Raw genomic sequence first — 16,887 nt, 5'->3', positions numbered from 1 at the left:
TGAGATGCCTGTGTTATACAGGGGTTATGCCACCATCTTTGGTCACTCAAGTGATTGGAAAGCGCAATAAAAGTAAACATTTTTGCTTTTCTTATCTGGAAGCTCCATTACCATACTAAACTAACAACCACGTTGGTAAAGCCACATACACTTTCGCCGAAATGGCCTGAAAATAGGTATTTGAAGCGACTATCGGCGTTACGCTACGAGTGTATGCCTTAGTAAGTGATCGCGCTGTTTGTCTATATTTGAGGTAACAGATGCAAGACGTTATTGTCCAGGTGCTTGTCTATGCGCGCGGAGTATTGCGCCATCGCTGGCTCGTACTGCTGGTTGCATGGCTGGTATGCTTCGTAGGTTGGGTCGTGGTTTATAAAATGCCCGACCAGTACAAGGCCTCGGCGCGCGTGTATGTGGATACCCAGTCCATCCTTAAGCCTTTGCTGAGTGGCTTGACAGTCCAAACCGACATTGAGCAGCAGATCGCCCTTATGACGCGCACGCTGCTTAGCCGCCCAAACCTCGAGAAGGTCGCGCGCATGACCGATCTTGACCTGCAAGGAAAAGAGCCGGAGCAGATGGAGGGGTTACTGGCCGCCTTGGGTAAAAATATCACCATGGAAGGCACGGGCCGAGAGAACCTGTACACAATTTCCTATGTCAATAGCGATCCGCAACTGGCCAAGAAGGTTGTGCAGTCATTGCTTACCATTTTCGTGGAAAGCAGCCTAGGCGAGAGTCGGCGAGACTCGGACAGTGCCCAGCACTTTATTGACAAACAGATTGCCGACTACGAACGGCGCCTCGTCGAGGCTGAAGAAAAAGTCAAGGAATTCAAACGAAAAAATGTAGGGATGATGCCCGCGCGCGGCGAAGGGTATTACGATAGTATGCAAACGGAAATGGGACTTCTCAACCAGGCACAACTGGAGTTGCGCGAAGCCGAAAACCGCCGGAATGAGCTTAAACGCCAGATTGAAGATGAGGATCCGTCCGATACCGCCACCTTTAGCCCGCCCCCAACCGCATCAACATCCGCCATTGATGCGAGAATTGAGGCGTTGCGATCCAAAATGGATAGCATGTTGCTGCAATACACGGAGCGTCACCCTGATATTATCGAAACAAAGCGCATCATCGCGGAGTTACAGAAACAAAAGCAGGACGAGTTGAAGGCCACCTCTACGACCAAGAAGGGTGGTGGGGCGTCTTCGACAAATCCTGTGTACGCTCAAATGAAAATTGCCTTGAACGAGGCGGATGCCAACGTCGCTTCGTTGCGGGTGCGCGTAGGAGAATACTCTAGGCGGGTTAATCAGCTAAAGGGGATGGTGAACATCATTCCCCAGGTTGAAACCGAGCTGGCACAGTTAAACCGCGACTATGAAGTGAACAAGCAGAACTACGATACGCTGTTGGCGCGACGCGAATCCGCCAAGATGTCCCAGGAAGTGGGGCAAAATGCCGACGACGTTAAGTTCAGGGTTATCGATCCGCCCTATGTGCCATCGACTCCCTCGGCTCCAAACCGTCCCTTGCTGATGAGCTTGGTGTTGCTCGGTGGTTTGGTTGGGGGACTAGTGTTCGCGCTACTGTTCTCTCAGCTTAAACCGGTATTTGACAACCGACGCAGTCTAGCGGAAATCACGGGAATTCCTGTATTGGGCAGCGTGTCGATGGTGTGGACGCCGGCGCAAACGCGCAAACGGCGCATAGAAATGGGCGCGTTTGCATTGACTGGGCTTGGCCTTTTAGTGATTTTCGGCGGCATTGAGACATTGTTACTGCTTGATGTCGATGTCGTGGGGCGGGTTAAAGGTCTAGTGGGAAGCTGAGCATGAGCACTATCGAAAAAGCTATCGAGAAAATGGAGCGACCGGGCAATGCAACTCCGGCAGCGGGGGCGACACCAAGCCAGGCCGAGACCCTATCGGAAAATAGGGCGGAATTACATAGCACTATTCAGCAGGCCATCGAAAGATTTGAGGATCATTCTTCTCCGTCGCCGATACATGTCGCAAGCAAGGCTGAGCCGACGCCTCTGCATGACAAACATTCCACGTCATCTCCATCATCAAATGTAGAGCAGCCCCGCACGACGGCCCCTGGGCAAGAAACGGCATTGGCGGTTTCAGGGCGCGAGATCAAGCTCGATATGCTACGCCTCAGAGCGGCCGGCATGGTAACGCCCGATGCTGCGCGCAGCCAGATTGCCGAGGAATTCCGGATGATCAAGCGTCCCTTGCTGAAAAACGCCTTTGGGCAAGGAGCGGCCCTCGTCGAAAACGGCAACCTGATCATGGTTACCAGCGCCTTCCCAGGCGAAGGCAAAACCTTCAACTCCATCAATTTGGCGATGAGCATTGCCACGGAATTTGATAACACGGTATTGCTGATAGATGCCGACGTGGCGCGGCCCGCCGTCACCGCCTATTTCGGCATCGAGACCGGCCCTGGACTGGTGGATTACCTGACCGGTGATTACCCCGACTTATCGCAACTGTTAATCAGGACCGATATCCCGAAGCTGACGCTGCTGCCGGCGGGGAGGCGGCATCATCATTCCACGGAACTGCTTGCCAGCGAAAATATGCGCAATCTGGTGCGGGAGCTGTCGCAGCGCTATTCTGATCGCATTGTAATTTTTGATTCTCCGCCATTGCTTGCCACGACGGAAGCAAGTGTGCTTGCCAGCTTGATGGGGCAAATTGTAGTGGTTGTGGAGTCGGAAAAAACTACGCAGGACGCGCTCAAAGAGGCATTATCGCTGCTCGACGCCAGCAAGAGCATCAATCTGGTTTTAAACAAGAGCCGCCAGCCTTTCGGTGCCGATTATTACGGGGCGTATTATGGCACCTACGGCCAATAAATCAGCCAACACATGCGTGCTTTGACATTGTGGCGCAAGGGTTCGCCGGTGCGGCAGGGCGGGTTATCGCTATTTTGCATGGCCACGCTGGTTGCCCCGGCGGCGCATGCGATGGATTGGACTGTCACACCATCCTTGAATCTGTCTGAAACTTACTCCGATAACATTACGCTTGCCCCACGTGGCAAAGAACAGAGCGAGTTCATTACCCAGATCAACCCGGGCGTCTCATTAACCGGCGACGCGCCCAGACTGAAGCTCAACTTGAACTACCGCATGCAAAATCTGCTTTATGCAAAGGACAGTTCACGCAATAACATTCGCCATCAACTGTTTGCAAACGGGACAGCCACGCTCGTAGAAGACACTTTTTTTGTTGACGCAAGCAGCTCCATCGGTCAGCGGATTATCTCAGGCACCGGCCCTGTGCCGTTGGACAATGTTTCGGTTACCGGAAATACAACTGATGTCATTACATTTCGGGTGAGTCCTTATCTGCGCCACAACTTTGGTTCAATTGCTTCCACGGAGATGCGCTATAGCTATGACACTGTCAATTATCAGGCCGGAGGATTTAATAGTGCTTCCAATACGGTTTCCGCAAGCTTAAAAAGCGGGCCGAGTTTTGATCAAATACCCTGGGGATTGAATTATCGCCAGCAAAGAATCAATTATGCAGGTTCGGGCGCTCCTGATACGAAGTTCGAAATGGTTACCGGCAATGTGAGCTATATTCTGACCCGTAAATTCAGCCTGATTGCGCAGGGCGGCTATGAGCAGAATAGCTATGCCGTTGCTGCTTCAGGACAGCGTCCTAGTGGTAGTTTCTGGAGCGCTGGCGCTAACTGGGCACCAACTTCTCGCACATCGCTGCAAGCCACCTACGGAAAGCGGTTTTTTGGAACGACCTATTCCTTTAACTTGAATCACTCTACGCGTCGCACTAACTGGCAAGCCAGCTATATGCAAAATGTAATGACTGTGCGCCAGCTGGAGTTTGAAAGACGGTTTTTTGGGGTTGTCGATGCTGTCGGCAACCCCTTTGTCGATCCGGTCACTGGGCTTCCTATGCTGCTAGCGGGTAATGTCCCCACGCTCACCAACGACGTATTTATAATCAAGCGCCTGCAGGGCAGCGTCGGGTACAACCCTGGCAGAAATAGTTTTACGCTGACTTTTTTTGATCAACGATTTGAATTTCAAAACAATCCGAGAGTCGACGAATCTTATGGAGGGCAGGGTTCATGGAGCTTGCGCCTTGCTCCAAATACGACGGCGATAACCACCGCCGGCTGGCAACGCACGGATTTTGGCGCCCCGCTGAACCGGCAGAGTTCCTTCTGGAATATGGGCGTTGGCCTAAGCCGCAACATTAATCCGCATCTGACAGGTAGCGTTAATTATCGTTATTTCACGGGCAATTCCAGTGCTGGCGGCGCCGGTTATGCTGAAAACAGGATTATCGCCAGTTTGAATATGACTTTTTAAGAGACACGCCAATGTACGAGACTTTCTATAAATTGCGCGACAAGCCGTTTCAACTTGGCCCGGATCCGCGCTTCTTTTTCGGTAGTCGCAGCCATAAACGCGCTATGGCCTATCTGCGCTATGGCCTGAATCAGGGTGAAGGCTTTATCGTTATCACGGGCGACATTGGCACTGGTAAAACCACCCTGATGCGCACCCTGTTTGCCGATCTGGTGAGAGAAAATGTGGTGGCCGCGCAATTGGTGACCACGCAACTCGAAGCGGATGACATGCTGCGCATGGTGTCGGCCTCCTTTGGTTTGGCTCACGAAGGGATTAGCAAGGCAGCGCTGCTCAAGAATCTGGAAACCTTCCTGGCCGCTCGCGCCCGAGAGGGTAAACGTGTATTGCTGGTGGTTGACGAGGCGCAAAATATTCCGGTGCGGTCCCTTGAGGAATTACGCATGTTGTCCAATTTTCAAACGGGCGACAAGGCTCTGTTGCAAAGTTTTTTGCTGGGCCAGGCGGAGTTCCGCCACACCCTGCAGTCGGATGGCATGGAGCAGCTACGCCAGCGGGTGATCGCCGCTTATCACCTGGCTCCGCTTGATGCCGATGAGACTAAATCCTATATTGAGCATCGCCTGCGCAGGGCAGGGTGGTCGGGGGATCCCACGTTCACCGACGCTGCTTATGCCGCCATCCATCTGGCTACTGGCGGCATACCGCGCCGTATCAATACCTTCTGCGACCGGTTGCTGCTGTATGGTTTTCTGGAAGAAATCCACGAGATTGACGGGGAAACCGTTGCGCTGGTTGATGAGGAGTTACGCCAGGAATCGCCCCGTTCGAACAGGCCGGTGGAGGCTCCAGGTGGAGCGTCTTCAGGTGCGGCGGTTGAGCAACGCCTTGCGGCGCTGGAGCTGTCGATGCGGACATTACAGGAGTCCATTCATCGCGAACTGGGGTTGATACGCCGGGCCGTCTCGCATGACAACGATCCCGTAACAAACGCGTGACCCTGGAACGGCAGTAGGCTCCAACCGCCATTGTTAGGCTGAACCGCTTTCCGCGCACTTTTGTTTTTTGTGAAAAATTCAGACTCGTCACCAGGGGTAAATGTGGCAAACCAGACCGTCCCGAAAATAATCTGCGTGGTGGGCGCTCGCCCCAACTTCATGAAAATCGCCCCTATCATGGATGCTTTGGCTTCCGCTCCCAAGCCGCTGCAGATGCGTCTGGTGCATACGGGCCAGCATTATGATGAGGCCATGAAGCACCAGTTTTTCAACCAGTTGGGCATTCCTCATCCCGACATGGATCTGGGCGTGGGTTCCGGTAGCCACGCGGTACAGACGGCGGAAGTGATGCGCCGCTTTGAGCCGGTGCTGGATGTTGAGCAGCCACAAGCGGTGTTGGTGGTGGGCGATGTCAATTCCACTATCGCTTGCGCGCTGGTGGCCGCAAAAAAAGGTGTGCCGGTAATTCATGTCGAAGCGGGTTTGCGCAGTTACGACCGCACCATGCCGGAAGAAATCAACCGCGTACTTACCGATCAGATTTCCGATCTGCTGTTTACCACGGAACGTAGCGCGCACGAAAATTTGTTGCGCGAAGGCATTGATGGCGATCGCATCCATTTCGTGGGTAATGTGATGATAGATACCCTGCTGCGCCATGTGCGGCAGGCGACACCCGCATCGCAGACGCTGGTCTCGGTGGCCGATCCAGCGCTATTTCTTGACAACTCTGATGGTTATGCCGTGCTGACCTTGCACCGCCCTTCCAACGTCGATGATCCGGTTGTGCTGGAGCGATTGCTCACGACATTGCGTGAAATCAGTGAACGTCTACCACTGGTGTTTCCGGTGCATCCGCGCACTGATGCGCGTATTACGGAAATGGGGTTGAGCAAGCTGCTTGATACGCCGCGCATTCAGCGCCTGCCGCCACAGGGTTATCTGGCGATGCTGGGGCTGATGTCTCAGGCTCGCCTGGTGCTGACGGATTCTGGCGGCATCCAGGAGGAAACCACGGCGCTGGGCGTGCCTTGCATAACTCTGCGCGAGAATACAGAACGCCCAATTACTGCGGATGAGGGCACTAATACAGTTGTGGGCACCGATTCTACCAAGATCCTGGCCGCTTTCAACGATGTCATCACCCATGGCGGCAAAGCGGGGAGGGTGCCCGAGTTGTGGGACGGGCACGCCGCTCAGCGCATCGTGAGTGTCTTGTGCGAGCGGTTGGCGTGAGCTCTGTAACCTTGCGCAATGCCATGAGCGTGGACGTGGAAGATTATTTCCAGGTGTCTGCATTTGAGAAACACATTCGCCGTGATCAGTGGGATGTTTTACCATGCCGCGTCGAGGCGAACACCCACCGTGTGATGGATTTGTTTGATCAGCACGGCGTAAAAGCAACTTTTTTTATGCTGGGCTGGCTGGCGGAACGCTATCCCCAACTGGTGCGGCGCATTGTGGATAGCGGCCATGAACTGGCCAGCCATGGTTATTCGCATGTGCGGGTAACGCAGCAGCAACCCGATGAATTTCGTGCGGATGTCTCGCGCACCAAAAAACTGCTGGAAGATATCGGCGGCGCCGAGATACGCGGTTATCGTGCAGCGAGTTATTCCATTGGCGCGCGCAACCTGTGGGCCCTGGACGTGCTCGCCGAGACCGGCCATGTGTATAGCTCCAGCATCTATCCTATCCATCATGATCTATACGGCATGCCTGAGGCGCCACGTTTTGCCTTTTATCCCCATGATGAACAAGGACTGCTGGAGATACCCGTGACCACGGTGAGTCTGTTTGACCGCAAACTGCCATGCGGCGGCGGCGGATATTTCCGCTTTCTGCCCTATGAGTTATCACGCTGGGCGATGCGCCGCGTCAACAATAACGATGGGCAATCATGCGTATTTTATTTCCATCCATGGGAGATTGACCCCGGCCAGCCGCGCCAGCAAGGCATCAGCCTCAAAACGCGTTTCCGGCACTACGTGAATCTGGAACGTATGGAGGGGCGTCTTGCGGCCTTGCTGAAAGATTTTCACTGGGATCGCATGGATCGCATATTTTTAGATGGGGGCAAGACGGCCAGCGTTTGGGCGGTACAAAAGCTGGCTGTGTCTCATGCAGGTTAGGTGGCTAGATGTAAATGACAGGGCGCGCTGGGATGCCTTTGTCACCGGCTGCCCTGAGGCCACTTTTTTTCATCGTGCCGGCTGGAAAGAGGTCATTGAACGGGCGCTGGGGCATCGCGGTTATTTCCTGTATGCGGAACAGAATGGTGAGATACAGGGCGTGTTGCCGTTAGGTCATGTCAATAGCCGTTTGTTCGGAAATGCACTGACTTCCCTGCCATTTTGCGTTTACGGTGGCATCGCCGCCGCCAATGAAGCGGCACGTACTGCCCTGGATCAAGAGGCGCAACGACTAGCGGCGGAACTGAAAGTGGATTACCTGGAGTTGCGCAACCTCAAGCCGCAACACAGTGATTGGCCCATCAAAGATCTGTACGTCACATTTCGCAAAGAGATCGACGCCGACCCCGAACAAACCATGCTGGCGATTCCGCGCAAGCAGCGCGCCATGGTGCGCAAGGGCATCAAAAATGATTTGTGCGGCGAGATTGATGAGGGGGTGGATCGTTTCTATGATGCCTATGCGCGCAGCGTGCATTATCTTGGCACGCCGGTAAATAGTAGAAAATACTATAAAATGCTCAAGCAAGTATTTGATAAAGATTGTGAAGTGCTTACTATCACCAAGGATGGGCGAACGGTGAGCAGCGTGATGAGCTTTTATTTCCGCGATGAGGTGTTGCCCTATTACGGTGGTGGAACAAGTGAAGCGCGCGGCTTGGCTGCGAATGATTTTATGTATTGGGAGCTGATGCGCCGCGCCGGTGAACGGGGCGTCAAGGTGTTTGATTTTGGGCGCAGCAAGAAGGGCACGGGGTCGTACAGTTTTAAGGAGCATTGGGGTTTTGAGCCACAACCGCTCTATTACGAACACTGCTTGATGGGTATTAAGGAAATGCCCGATATCAACCCGCTCAACCCCAAATATCAGTTATTTATCCGATTGTGGAAGGCCATGCCTTTTGCACTGACCAAGATCATTGGTCCGCAGCTCGCGAAAAATCTGGGATAAACGGCCATGCAGGAACTGCTGTTTCTGGCGCACCGCATCCCTTATCCCCCGAATAAGGGCGACAAAATTCGCTCGTTTCATTTGCTCAAACACTTAGCCGGTAAGTATCGCGTTCATCTGGCCGCGTTTGTGGATGACAAAGATGATTGGCGCCATGTGTCACGACTGCGCCAGGTTTGCGGTGAGACGCACTTTGTGGCGCTGCACCCCGGTTTAGCGCGCCTGCGCAGCGTTAGCGGCTTTTTTAGCGGCGAGCCTTTGACTGTGCCGTACTACCGAAATACGGGCATGCAGGCCTGGGTCGATCAACTCTTGACGACCCGGCCGGTGCGGCGAGTATTGGTGTTTTCCTCGGCAATGGCTCAGTACATGATGGGGCGCACGTTACCGGGTGCGCGCCGTGTGATTGATTTTGTCGATGTCGATTCCGATAAATGGCGACAATATGCTCAAAGCAAATCCTGGCCGATGAGCGCGGTTTACCGGCGCGAAGCCAGGCGATTACTGGATTACGACCGGCAGGTGGCGGGCGACTTCGACGCCAGTGTATTTGTGTCACTTGAGGAGGCGGAGTTATTTAAAAAACTCGCGCCTGATGCCGCGGCGCGCGTCAGCCATATCAATAATGGCGTGGACAGCGACTATTTTTCGCCGGAACGGGATTATGACTATCCTTATGCGGAAGGTGAAAAGGTCCTGGTGTTCACTGGCGCGATGGACTACTGGGCGAATGCCGACGCGGTGTGCTGGTTTGCCCGCGAAGTATTCCCCCTGGTACGTGAGCAGATGCCGGAGGCGGTCTTTTATATCGTTGGCGGACGCCCGTCTGTTGAGGTGCAGCAATTGGCTAGCCTGCCTGGTGTCCATGTCACTGGCGCCGTACCGGATGTGCGCCCTTATCTTGCCCATGCTGTGGCGGCGGTTGCGCCGTTGCGTATTGCACGTGGTGTGCAAAACAAGGTACTTGAGGCCATGGCTATGGCCAAACCCGTGTTGGCGACGAAGGCCGCAGCGGAGGGTATCGAGGGTGTCGCCGGCGTGCTGGTGACTGATGAACCTGCGGCATTTGCCGCGCTGGCTGCACAAGTGTTACGCGGCGAGATGGGTGCAGAGATAGGCAGGGCGGGGCGCGCGTGCGTGTTGCAACGCTACAACTGGACATCGAACCTTGCACGCCTCGACTATTTGCTGGAAGGTGGTGGCGCTCATGGTTCGCCGGATGCGTTTCCCAGCGTAGTGGCTGCATGAATAGACTCCATTCTCAACCACCGCTGGTGGTTCACATTCTCCATCGCCTGGATGTGGGTGGATTGGAGAATGGCCTGATCAACATCATCAACCATACTCCAGAAAACCGCTACCGCCACGTGATTATCTGCATGACGGATTATAATCCAGCCTTCCGCGCGCGCATCCGCCGCGCCGATGTGGAATGTTATGCGCTACACAAAAGCGAGGGTAAAGATTTCGGTGTCTATCTGCGCCTGTGGCGCTTGTTGCGTCAACTTCGCCCGGATATCGTTCATACCCGCAATCTTTCGGCACTGGAAGCGCAGCTTCCCGCCGCATTGGCCGGTGTGCCTGGCCGGGTGCATGGTGAGCATGGCAGGGATATGCAAGACATTGATGGCACCAACCGCAAATACAATCTGTTGCGCCGTGCCTTCCGGCCCTTAGTGGACAAATATATTCCGCTGTCGCGCGATCTGGAGCAGTGGCTGCGCAATCAGGTCGAAGTGCCGGGTAAAAAAATCGTCCACATCTGCAACGGCGTGGACAGCGAGCTGTTTCATCCGGCGCGTCAGGAACGTGAGCTCTTGCCGCTAGAGGGATTTGCCGATAAAGACAGCACAGTCATCGGTACCCTCGGGCGTATGCAAACGGTCAAAGATCAATTAACCCTGGTGCGGGCATTCCTGCTGTTGCTGGAGCGTCTGCCCGATGCGCGGGAACGGCTGCGTCTGGTATTGATCGGCGATGGCCCGCTACGGTCCGAGGCACAAGAATTGCTGTACCAGGCGAATGCGCTCGATCTGTGCTGGTTGCCTGGCTCTCGCGATGATACACCGCACCTGTTGCGTTGCCTGGACATCTTTGTGCTGCCCTCGCTTGCTGAAGGCATCTCCAACACCATCCTAGAGGCCATGGCTAGTGGCCTGCCGGTGCTGGCGACCCGCGTGGGTGGTAACCCGGAGCTGGTGAAGGAAAATCATACCGGCACGCTGGTGCCCCCTAATGATGCACCAGCAATGGCTGATGCCCTGCAATCCTATATTGAAAATCCGCAGATGATGCGCCGCCATGGCGAGGAAGGGCGCCGGCGTGTGGAGCAGGAGTTCAGCCTGACGCACATGGTCGAGCGCTATATGGCGGTGTATGACGCGCTGCAGTTGGAGAAAACGAAGTGAGAAAATGTTATCCACGAAAAACACGAAAGGCACGAAAAAACAGCCGGGAGCGCGTTGTTTGGCGGGTACTGGGAAATGGGTGCCACCTGAAAGCAACAGAGGCCTTTTCGTGTCTTTCGTGCTTTTCGTGGACAATGGATAGTATAAATAACTCGAGAAATGTGATTTAACTATGTGTGGTATCGCAGGTATTTTTGACACGCGCGGCTCTCGTGAAGTAAACGAGGCGCTGCTGGCACGCATGAATCAGGTGCAGTTTCACCGGGGGCCGGATGAGGGTGGCCAGCATACCGAACCAGGTGTCGGCCTGGCGCACCGGCGTCTGTCAATCATAGACTTGTCCAGCGGACACCAGCCTCTGTTCAATGAAGACGGTTCGGTGGTGGTGGTGTTCAATGGTGAGATTTATAATTTTCAGGAACTCGCCAAAGAGCTGGCGGGACTCGGCCATGTCTTCCGTACCCATAGTGACACCGAGGTGATTGTCCATGCCTGGGAACAGTGGGGCGAGGCGTGCGTGCTGCGTTTTCGCGGCATGTTCGCCTTTGCGCTGTGGGATCGCAACCGGCAAACCCTGTTCCTGGCGCGCGACCGGCTGGGGATCAAACCTCTGTATTATGCTGTCCTCGCTAATGGCGTTTTGATATTCGGATCGGAACTCAAGGCGTTACAGGAACATCCTGATCTTCCACATGAGGTTGATCCGCGTGCCGTGGAGGATTATTTTGCCTACGGTTACGTGCCCGAGCCCAAGACCATCCTGCGACACGCTTTTAAACTGCCGCCAGGTTACACCTTGACGTTGCGTCGTGGTGAGGCCTTGCCGCAGCCACGCCAATACTGGGATGTGCCATTCAAGCCCGTCAACTGTCCTAGCGAAAGCGAGATTTCCGAAGAGCTTGTCCATCGCCTGCGTGAGGCAGTGAGCAGCCACATGATCTCCGAAGTGCCGCTGGGGGCGTTCCTATCCGGTGGCGTGGATTCCAGTGCCGTGGTGGCGATGATGGCGGGATTATCCAAAGAGCCGGTCAACACCTGCTCAATTTCGTTTGGTGACCCGGCATACGATGAAGCGCGTTTTGCCGCCCAGGTTGCCGAGCGTTATCACACCCAACACTATGTGGAGCGGGTGGATACCGATGACTACGATCTCATCGACAAGTTGGCCGCGCTCTACGATGAACCTTACGCGGACAGCTCCGCCATCCCCACCTACCGGGTATGCGGGCTGGCGCGTAAACGGGTGACGGTGGCATTGTCTGGCGACGGCGGTGATGAAAATTTTGCTGGTTACCGGCGGTATCGCTGGCACACCTACGAGGACCGGATGCGTTCGCTGTTGCCGCAGGCGGTGCGCGGGCCGCTGTTCGGAATGCTGGGAAGGTTGTATCCGAAAGCCGATTGGGCGCCCAAGGTGTTGCGTGCCAAGACCACCTTCGAGGCGATGGCGCGGGATTCCGTTGAGGGTTATTTTCACGGTGTGTCGATTCTGGGAGATGCCATGCGAGGGAGGTTGTTCAGCCCCGCGTTCCGGCGCGAGCTGCAAGGCTACCAAGCCATTGAGGTAATGCGTGACCATGCGCGCAATGCACCCGACCATCCCCTATCGAAGGTGCAGTATCTGGATATGAAAACCTACCTGGTGGGCGACATTCTCACCAAGGTAGACCGTGCCAGCATGGCCCATGCCCTGGAAGTTCGGGTACCGTTGCTGGATCATGAACTAGTGGAATGGGTCTCCGGCCTGCCCCCGGACCTCAAGCTCAAGGGCCGCGAAGGTAAATACATCCTTAAAAAGTCGCTGCAACCTTATCTTTCAGATGATATTTTATATCGCGCCAAAATGGGTTTTGCAGTGCCGTTGGCGGGCTGGTTCCGTGGACCGTTGCGCGAGCGGGTACGCGATGCCCTGCTGGGTGACACGTTGGCGGATACTGGCATCTTCGATAAAAGTTTTTTGCGGCAGCTAGTCGATCAACACCAATCCGGTGCGCGCGACCACAGCACCGCCTTGTGGTCGCTTCTTATGTTCGAGGCGTTTCAACGTAAGGCTTCGGGAGTTCAGCATTATGCGTGATGCTATAAAAACGATGCCAAACTCATCAGAGTGGCGAACATCGGCCCCACTCGCCATTGGAATACTGCTGGCCATTCTGGGACTATTCTGGCAGACGGCCCAGTCTATGGTGGATATCTGGTGGCGCTCCGAAACCTTTACTCATGGTTTCCTGATCGTGCCCATCAGCGCCTGGCTGATCTGGAACAAACGTCAAACGCTTGCACAGATCACTCCAGTGACTAATCATTGGGGATTGCTGTTTCTAGCAGGTTTCAGCCTGCTGTGGCTGGTGGCGCATACCGTCGATATTCTGGTGATACAGCAGTTCGCACTGATAGGGATGTTGATCGCGGCGGTGTGGAGCCTGATAGGTAGCCAAGCCACATGGGCGATTGCCTTTCCGCTGGGCTTTTTGCTCTTAGCCGTGCCGGTGGGCGAAGGGCTGATTCCCTCCATGATGAACTTCACCGCTGATTTTACGGTGAAGGCGCTCCAGTTGACCGGCATACCGGTCTACCGGGAGGGGACATTCTTTGAGATCCCCAGTGGACACTGGTCGGTTGTAGAGGGATGCAGCGGGCTGCGCTATTTGATCGCCTCCGTGACGCTGGGTTTCCTTTATGCCTACCTCACCTATCAAACACTATGGCGGCGTTTAGTATTTATCTTGCTAGCCCTGATTGTCCCCGTTATAGCTAATGGGCTGCGCGCCTATATGATCGTGATGATCGCCCATTTAAGCGGTATGAAATTGGCATTAGGAATAGACCATTATATCTATGGCTGGGTGTTCTTCGGTTTGGTGATGGTGTTGCTGTTCTGGATAGGTAGTTTCTGGCGTGAAGATGTTCATGTCTCTCAGGTGGCAACGGCAGGTGAAACACCAGCGGCTAATAGTGCCATGAGTAATCACAGTAGCGTGAGCAGCGGGAAAAAGGCTGTGACGATGGGCTTTGTCGTGCTTGCATTGTTAAGCAGTGGCCCATTGATGGCGTATCTTTATCAGGGTGGTACTACCGAATCCGTCAATATCACACTCAAAGCCCCAGCGCCTGCCAACGCCTGGCAAATCAGCGCAACACCAAAGTGGGACTGGCAGCCGCGCTATGCGGGCATGAATGCACAACTTCAGCAGACTTACACCCGCAGTGGGCAGATCGCCAGCATTTATCTGGCCTATTATCGTAATCAGCATCAGGGTGCAGAACTGGTCAATTCACAAAATGTCATGATCGAGCAAAAGCATCCCGTATGGAGCAATGTCGGGGAACAATCGATAACAATTCCGATCAATGGGCACACCGTTCAGATACGCCAGACAAAGCTGCATTCGCCCAGCACCAAATTGTTGATCTGGGATTGGTACTCGCTGGATGGCACGTATACCTCGAACGCTTATGTCGCAAAGCTGCTGGAAGCGAAATCAAAATTGCTCGGCGGACAAAGGAATGCCGCCGGTATCGTGATTGCGGCAGAGTATGATGACAAAACCGAGCCTGCGGCAGCTATTTTACGCGGTCTCGTCGCTGACATGTTGCCTTCCATCGAGAGCAGTCTTAACGATGCAGCCCATCAGTAGCGATCTATCCATGAGCCTGCATATTCTTCACGTTCTCGACCATTCCATCCCGCTGCATAGTGGTTATACCTTCCGCACCCGCGCCATTTTAGAGCAGCAGCGGGTGCTGGGCTGGAAAACCAGCCACATCACCAGTTCAAAACAGAAGGCAACCGCATCGCTGGAGGAGGATGTTGACGGCCTGCATTTCTACCGCACGCCGCAACCTGCGGGTCTCATGGCACGACTCCCCGTGCTTAATCAGCTTGCCGGCATTGACGTTTTGGCCCGGCGTCTGGAGCAAGTGGCGCGTGAGATCAAGCCCGACATTCTCCATGCCCATTCGCCCGCGCTGAATGGCATGGCGGCCTTGCGTGTCGGCAAAAAACTGAATATCCCGGTGGTCTACGAAGTGCGGGCCTTCTGGGAGGACGCCGCTGTGGATCATGGCACCAGCAGGGAAGGTGGGCTACGGTACCGCGCCACTCATGCGCTGGAGACCCACGTGCTGAAACAGGCGCATGCCATTACGACTATTTGCGAAGGATTGCGCAATGACATTGTGGGGCGTGGCATATCCAAGGACAAAGTCACCGTTATACCCAACGCAGTGGATCTCGAACGCTTTGTTATTGGCGGCAAACCGGATCCCCAGTTGATCGACGCGCACGGTTTGACGGGCAAGCGTGTGCTGGGCTTCATCGGTTCATTTTATGCCTACGAAGGCCTGCCATTACTGCTGCGGGCCCTGCCTGCAATATTGGCGAAGATGCCGGATGTGCGCATTCTGCTGGTAGGAGGTGGCCCGCAAGAGACCCATCTTAAACAGCTCGTCAACGAGCTTGCCATTGCTGACAAGGTAATATTTACAGGCCGTGTCCCTCACGGTGAGGTGCAACGTTACTATGACATGGTGGATATTCTGGTGTATCCACGCCTCTCCATGCGGCTCACGGAATTGGTTACGCCCCTCAAACCGCTCGAAGCGATGGCGCAGGGACGCTTGCTGATTGCCTCCGATGTGGGAGGGCACCACGAGTTAATCCGGCATGGAGAAACCGGGATACTGTTTCGAGCTGGTGATGTTGAGTCCCTGGCTGATACTGTAGTTGGTTTGTTGGCGCACAGTGAACGATGGGCTGAATTGCGTGAGAAAGCGCGCCGTTTTGTGGAAACGGAACGCAATTGGCCGGTGAGCGTAGAGCGTTACCGGAATGTATATGGCCTGGCGCGTACTGCGGTAGCCGCAAGATGACAGGGATGCGTGGACTGCGCCTGACGCTGGTTGGCCCGCTTCCTCCGCCCTCGGGCGGGATGGCCAACCAGACTCGCCAGCTTGGCGAGTTATTGCGCAGCGAGGGTGTGACGGTCGAGGTTGTGCAAGTTAATGCTCCTTATGCCCCACGCTGGGTGGCTGGGCTGGCCGGGGTTCGCGCCCTGTTCCGTCTTGCACCTTATCTGATGCGGTTATGGCGCGCGGCGGGACACAGCCAGCTATTTCATATCATGGCCAATTCCGGCTGGTCCTGGCATCTCTTCGCAGTCCCCGCAGTGTGGATTGCGCATCTGCGGGGCGTCCCGGTAGTCGTGAATTACCGGGGTGGCGAGGCGGCGACATTTTTTTCCCGTTCCTTTGCGTGGATAAAACCGACACTGAAGCGGGCGACGGTCATGGTCCCTTCTGCTTTCCTTGAACTGGTATTCAAAGAATATGGCGTAGCGGCCCATATCGTGCCTAATATTATTGACCTGAGCCGTTTCCATGCCGACCCCCAGGCGGGGCATTCGCGGTTAAGAAATGCCCCGCATATCGTTGTTGCCCGCAATCTTGAACCCATCTACGATGTAGTTACCGCACTAAAGGCATTTGCAGCGGTCCGCCACAGTTTCCCCGCAGCACGCCTTAGCATTGCAGGTTCCGGGCCGCAGCGCGAGGCGCTGGAAAAGGTGGCTGAACAGATGCAGTTGGGTGATTCTGTCAGGTTCACCGGCCGGTTGGAAAACGCCGACATGGCCGCGCTATACCGCGATGCGGATATTGTGCTTAACCCAAGCCTGGCCGATAACATGCCTATATCCATCCTGGAGGCGCTTGCCAGCGGCGTGCCAGTAGTAAGTACCGATGTCGGCGGTGTCCCTCATCTTGTCAAGCACCGATGCACCGCTATTTTGGTGCCACCGCAAAATCCCGAAGCTATGGCAGAAGCAGTATTGGAAGTGTTGAACGATTCCGCGCTGGCGCAGCAGATGGTGGCGGCAGGCCATGATTTGATACAGCGTTATACCTGGCCTGAAATCAGACCGCGCCTGTTCGCACTGTACTCGGGAGTAATGCAGATGGGCAGCAGCCGATGATGAGTACC

The 16,887-nt window shown here is 54.9% G+C and carries 13 protein-coding genes; all 13 read left to right on the top strand.

Features of this window, described 5'->3' with window-relative positions:
- Window positions 1–260: 260 nt before the first annotated feature.
- The 13 genes from M3A44_09680 to M3A44_09620 all read left to right on the top strand — a co-directional run bounded on the left by M3A44_09680 (window position 261) and on the right by M3A44_09620 (window position 16,879).
- On the top strand, window positions 261–1,835 hold the full coding sequence (locus M3A44_09680) for a Wzz/FepE/Etk N-terminal domain-containing protein (protein ID MEQ6341900.1): 1,575 nt from the start codon (window positions 261–263) through the stop codon (window positions 1,833–1,835).
- A 2-nt stretch (window positions 1,836–1,837) separates the two neighbouring features.
- Complete coding sequence (locus tag M3A44_09675) at window positions 1,838–2,869, top strand: XrtA-associated tyrosine autokinase (protein ID MEQ6341899.1); 1,032 nt, start codon at window positions 1,838–1,840, stop codon at window positions 2,867–2,869.
- A gap of 12 nt (window positions 2,870–2,881) precedes the next feature.
- Window positions 2,882–4,357: a TIGR03016 family PEP-CTERM system-associated outer membrane protein gene (locus tag M3A44_09670; GenBank protein ID MEQ6341898.1), complete on the top strand. Its 1,476-nt coding sequence runs from the start codon at window positions 2,882–2,884 to the stop codon at window positions 4,355–4,357.
- An 11-nt stretch (window positions 4,358–4,368) separates the two neighbouring features.
- A complete protein-coding gene (locus M3A44_09665; protein ID MEQ6341897.1) occupies window positions 4,369–5,355 on the top strand; it encodes an XrtA-associated ATPase in 987 nt (328 codons plus the stop codon).
- Between the two features lie 159 nt (window positions 5,356–5,514).
- Complete coding sequence (wecB, locus tag M3A44_09660; GenBank protein MEQ6341896.1) at window positions 5,515–6,591, top strand: UDP-N-acetylglucosamine 2-epimerase (non-hydrolyzing); 1,077 nt, start codon at window positions 5,515–5,517, stop codon at window positions 6,589–6,591.
- A gap of 23 nt (window positions 6,592–6,614) precedes the next feature.
- A complete protein-coding gene (locus M3A44_09655) occupies window positions 6,615–7,487 on the top strand; it encodes a DUF3473 domain-containing protein (GenBank protein MEQ6341895.1) in 873 nt (290 codons plus the stop codon).
- Window positions 7,477–8,499, top strand: a complete 1,023-nt coding sequence (locus M3A44_09650) for a FemAB family PEP-CTERM system-associated protein (GenBank protein ID MEQ6341894.1) — start codon at window positions 7,477–7,479, stop codon at window positions 8,497–8,499. The genes M3A44_09655 and M3A44_09650 overlap by 11 nt, the downstream gene beginning before the upstream one ends.
- A gap of 6 nt (window positions 8,500–8,505) precedes the next feature.
- On the top strand, window positions 8,506–9,747 hold the full coding sequence (locus tag M3A44_09645) for a TIGR03087 family PEP-CTERM/XrtA system glycosyltransferase (protein MEQ6341893.1): 1,242 nt from the start codon (window positions 8,506–8,508) through the stop codon (window positions 9,745–9,747).
- The gene (locus M3A44_09640) at window positions 9,744–10,907 is read left to right on the top strand and encodes a TIGR03088 family PEP-CTERM/XrtA system glycosyltransferase (GenBank protein ID MEQ6341892.1); all 1,164 of its coding nucleotides are present in this window, start codon (window positions 9,744–9,746) and stop codon (window positions 10,905–10,907) included. The genes M3A44_09645 and M3A44_09640 overlap by 4 nt, the downstream gene beginning before the upstream one ends.
- Before the next feature lie 172 nt (window positions 10,908–11,079).
- Complete coding sequence (locus M3A44_09635) at window positions 11,080–12,984, top strand: amidotransferase 1, exosortase A system-associated (GenBank protein ID MEQ6341891.1); 1,905 nt, start codon at window positions 11,080–11,082, stop codon at window positions 12,982–12,984.
- A 13-nt stretch (window positions 12,985–12,997) separates the two neighbouring features.
- The gene (gene xrtA / locus M3A44_09630) at window positions 12,998–14,545 is read left to right on the top strand and encodes an exosortase A (protein ID MEQ6341890.1); all 1,548 of its coding nucleotides are present in this window, start codon (window positions 12,998–13,000) and stop codon (window positions 14,543–14,545) included.
- A gap of 16 nt (window positions 14,546–14,561) precedes the next feature.
- Window positions 14,562–15,779, top strand: a complete 1,218-nt coding sequence (locus M3A44_09625; protein ID MEQ6341889.1) for a glycosyltransferase, exosortase A system-associated — start codon at window positions 14,562–14,564, stop codon at window positions 15,777–15,779.
- 5 nt (window positions 15,780–15,784) lie between these two features.
- On the top strand, window positions 15,785–16,879 hold the full coding sequence (locus M3A44_09620; protein MEQ6341888.1) for a glycosyltransferase family 4 protein: 1,095 nt from the start codon (window positions 15,785–15,787) through the stop codon (window positions 16,877–16,879).
- Window positions 16,880–16,887 lie beyond the last annotated feature (8 nt).

It is taken from the genome of Gammaproteobacteria bacterium, from assembly GCA_040183005.1.
GTDB lineage: Bacteria > Pseudomonadota > Gammaproteobacteria.
Note: the sequence above shows the minus strand (reverse complement) of the source record. Positions and strands in the feature narration are given on the sequence as shown.

Bases quoted from the DNA above. Each gene is read 5' to 3' on its own strand.
- M3A44_09680 (MEQ6341900.1), top strand. From the start codon at position 261: ATGCAAGACGTTATTGTCCAGGTGCTTGTCTATGCGCGCGGAGTATTG.
- M3A44_09675 (MEQ6341899.1), top strand. From the start codon at position 1,838: ATGAGCACTATCGAAAAAGCTATCGAGAAAATGGAGCGACCGGGCAAT.
- M3A44_09670 (MEQ6341898.1), top strand. From the start codon at position 2,882: ATGCGTGCTTTGACATTGTGGCGCAAGGGTTCGCCGGTGCGGCAGGGC.
- M3A44_09665 (MEQ6341897.1), top strand. From the start codon at position 4,369: ATGTACGAGACTTTCTATAAATTGCGCGACAAGCCGTTTCAACTTGGC.
- wecB (MEQ6341896.1), top strand. From the start codon at position 5,515: ATGAAAATCGCCCCTATCATGGATGCTTTGGCTTCCGCTCCCAAGCCG.
- M3A44_09655 (MEQ6341895.1), top strand. From the start codon at position 6,615: ATGAGCGTGGACGTGGAAGATTATTTCCAGGTGTCTGCATTTGAGAAA.
- M3A44_09650 (MEQ6341894.1), top strand. From the start codon at position 7,477: ATGCAGGTTAGGTGGCTAGATGTAAATGACAGGGCGCGCTGGGATGCC.
- M3A44_09645 (MEQ6341893.1), top strand. From the start codon at position 8,506: ATGCAGGAACTGCTGTTTCTGGCGCACCGCATCCCTTATCCCCCGAAT.
- M3A44_09640 (MEQ6341892.1), top strand. From the start codon at position 9,744: ATGAATAGACTCCATTCTCAACCACCGCTGGTGGTTCACATTCTCCAT.
- M3A44_09635 (MEQ6341891.1), top strand. From the start codon at position 11,080: ATGTGTGGTATCGCAGGTATTTTTGACACGCGCGGCTCTCGTGAAGTA.
- xrtA (MEQ6341890.1), top strand. From the start codon at position 12,998: ATGCCAAACTCATCAGAGTGGCGAACATCGGCCCCACTCGCCATTGGA.
- M3A44_09620 (MEQ6341888.1), top strand. From the start codon at position 15,785: ATGCGTGGACTGCGCCTGACGCTGGTTGGCCCGCTTCCTCCGCCCTCG.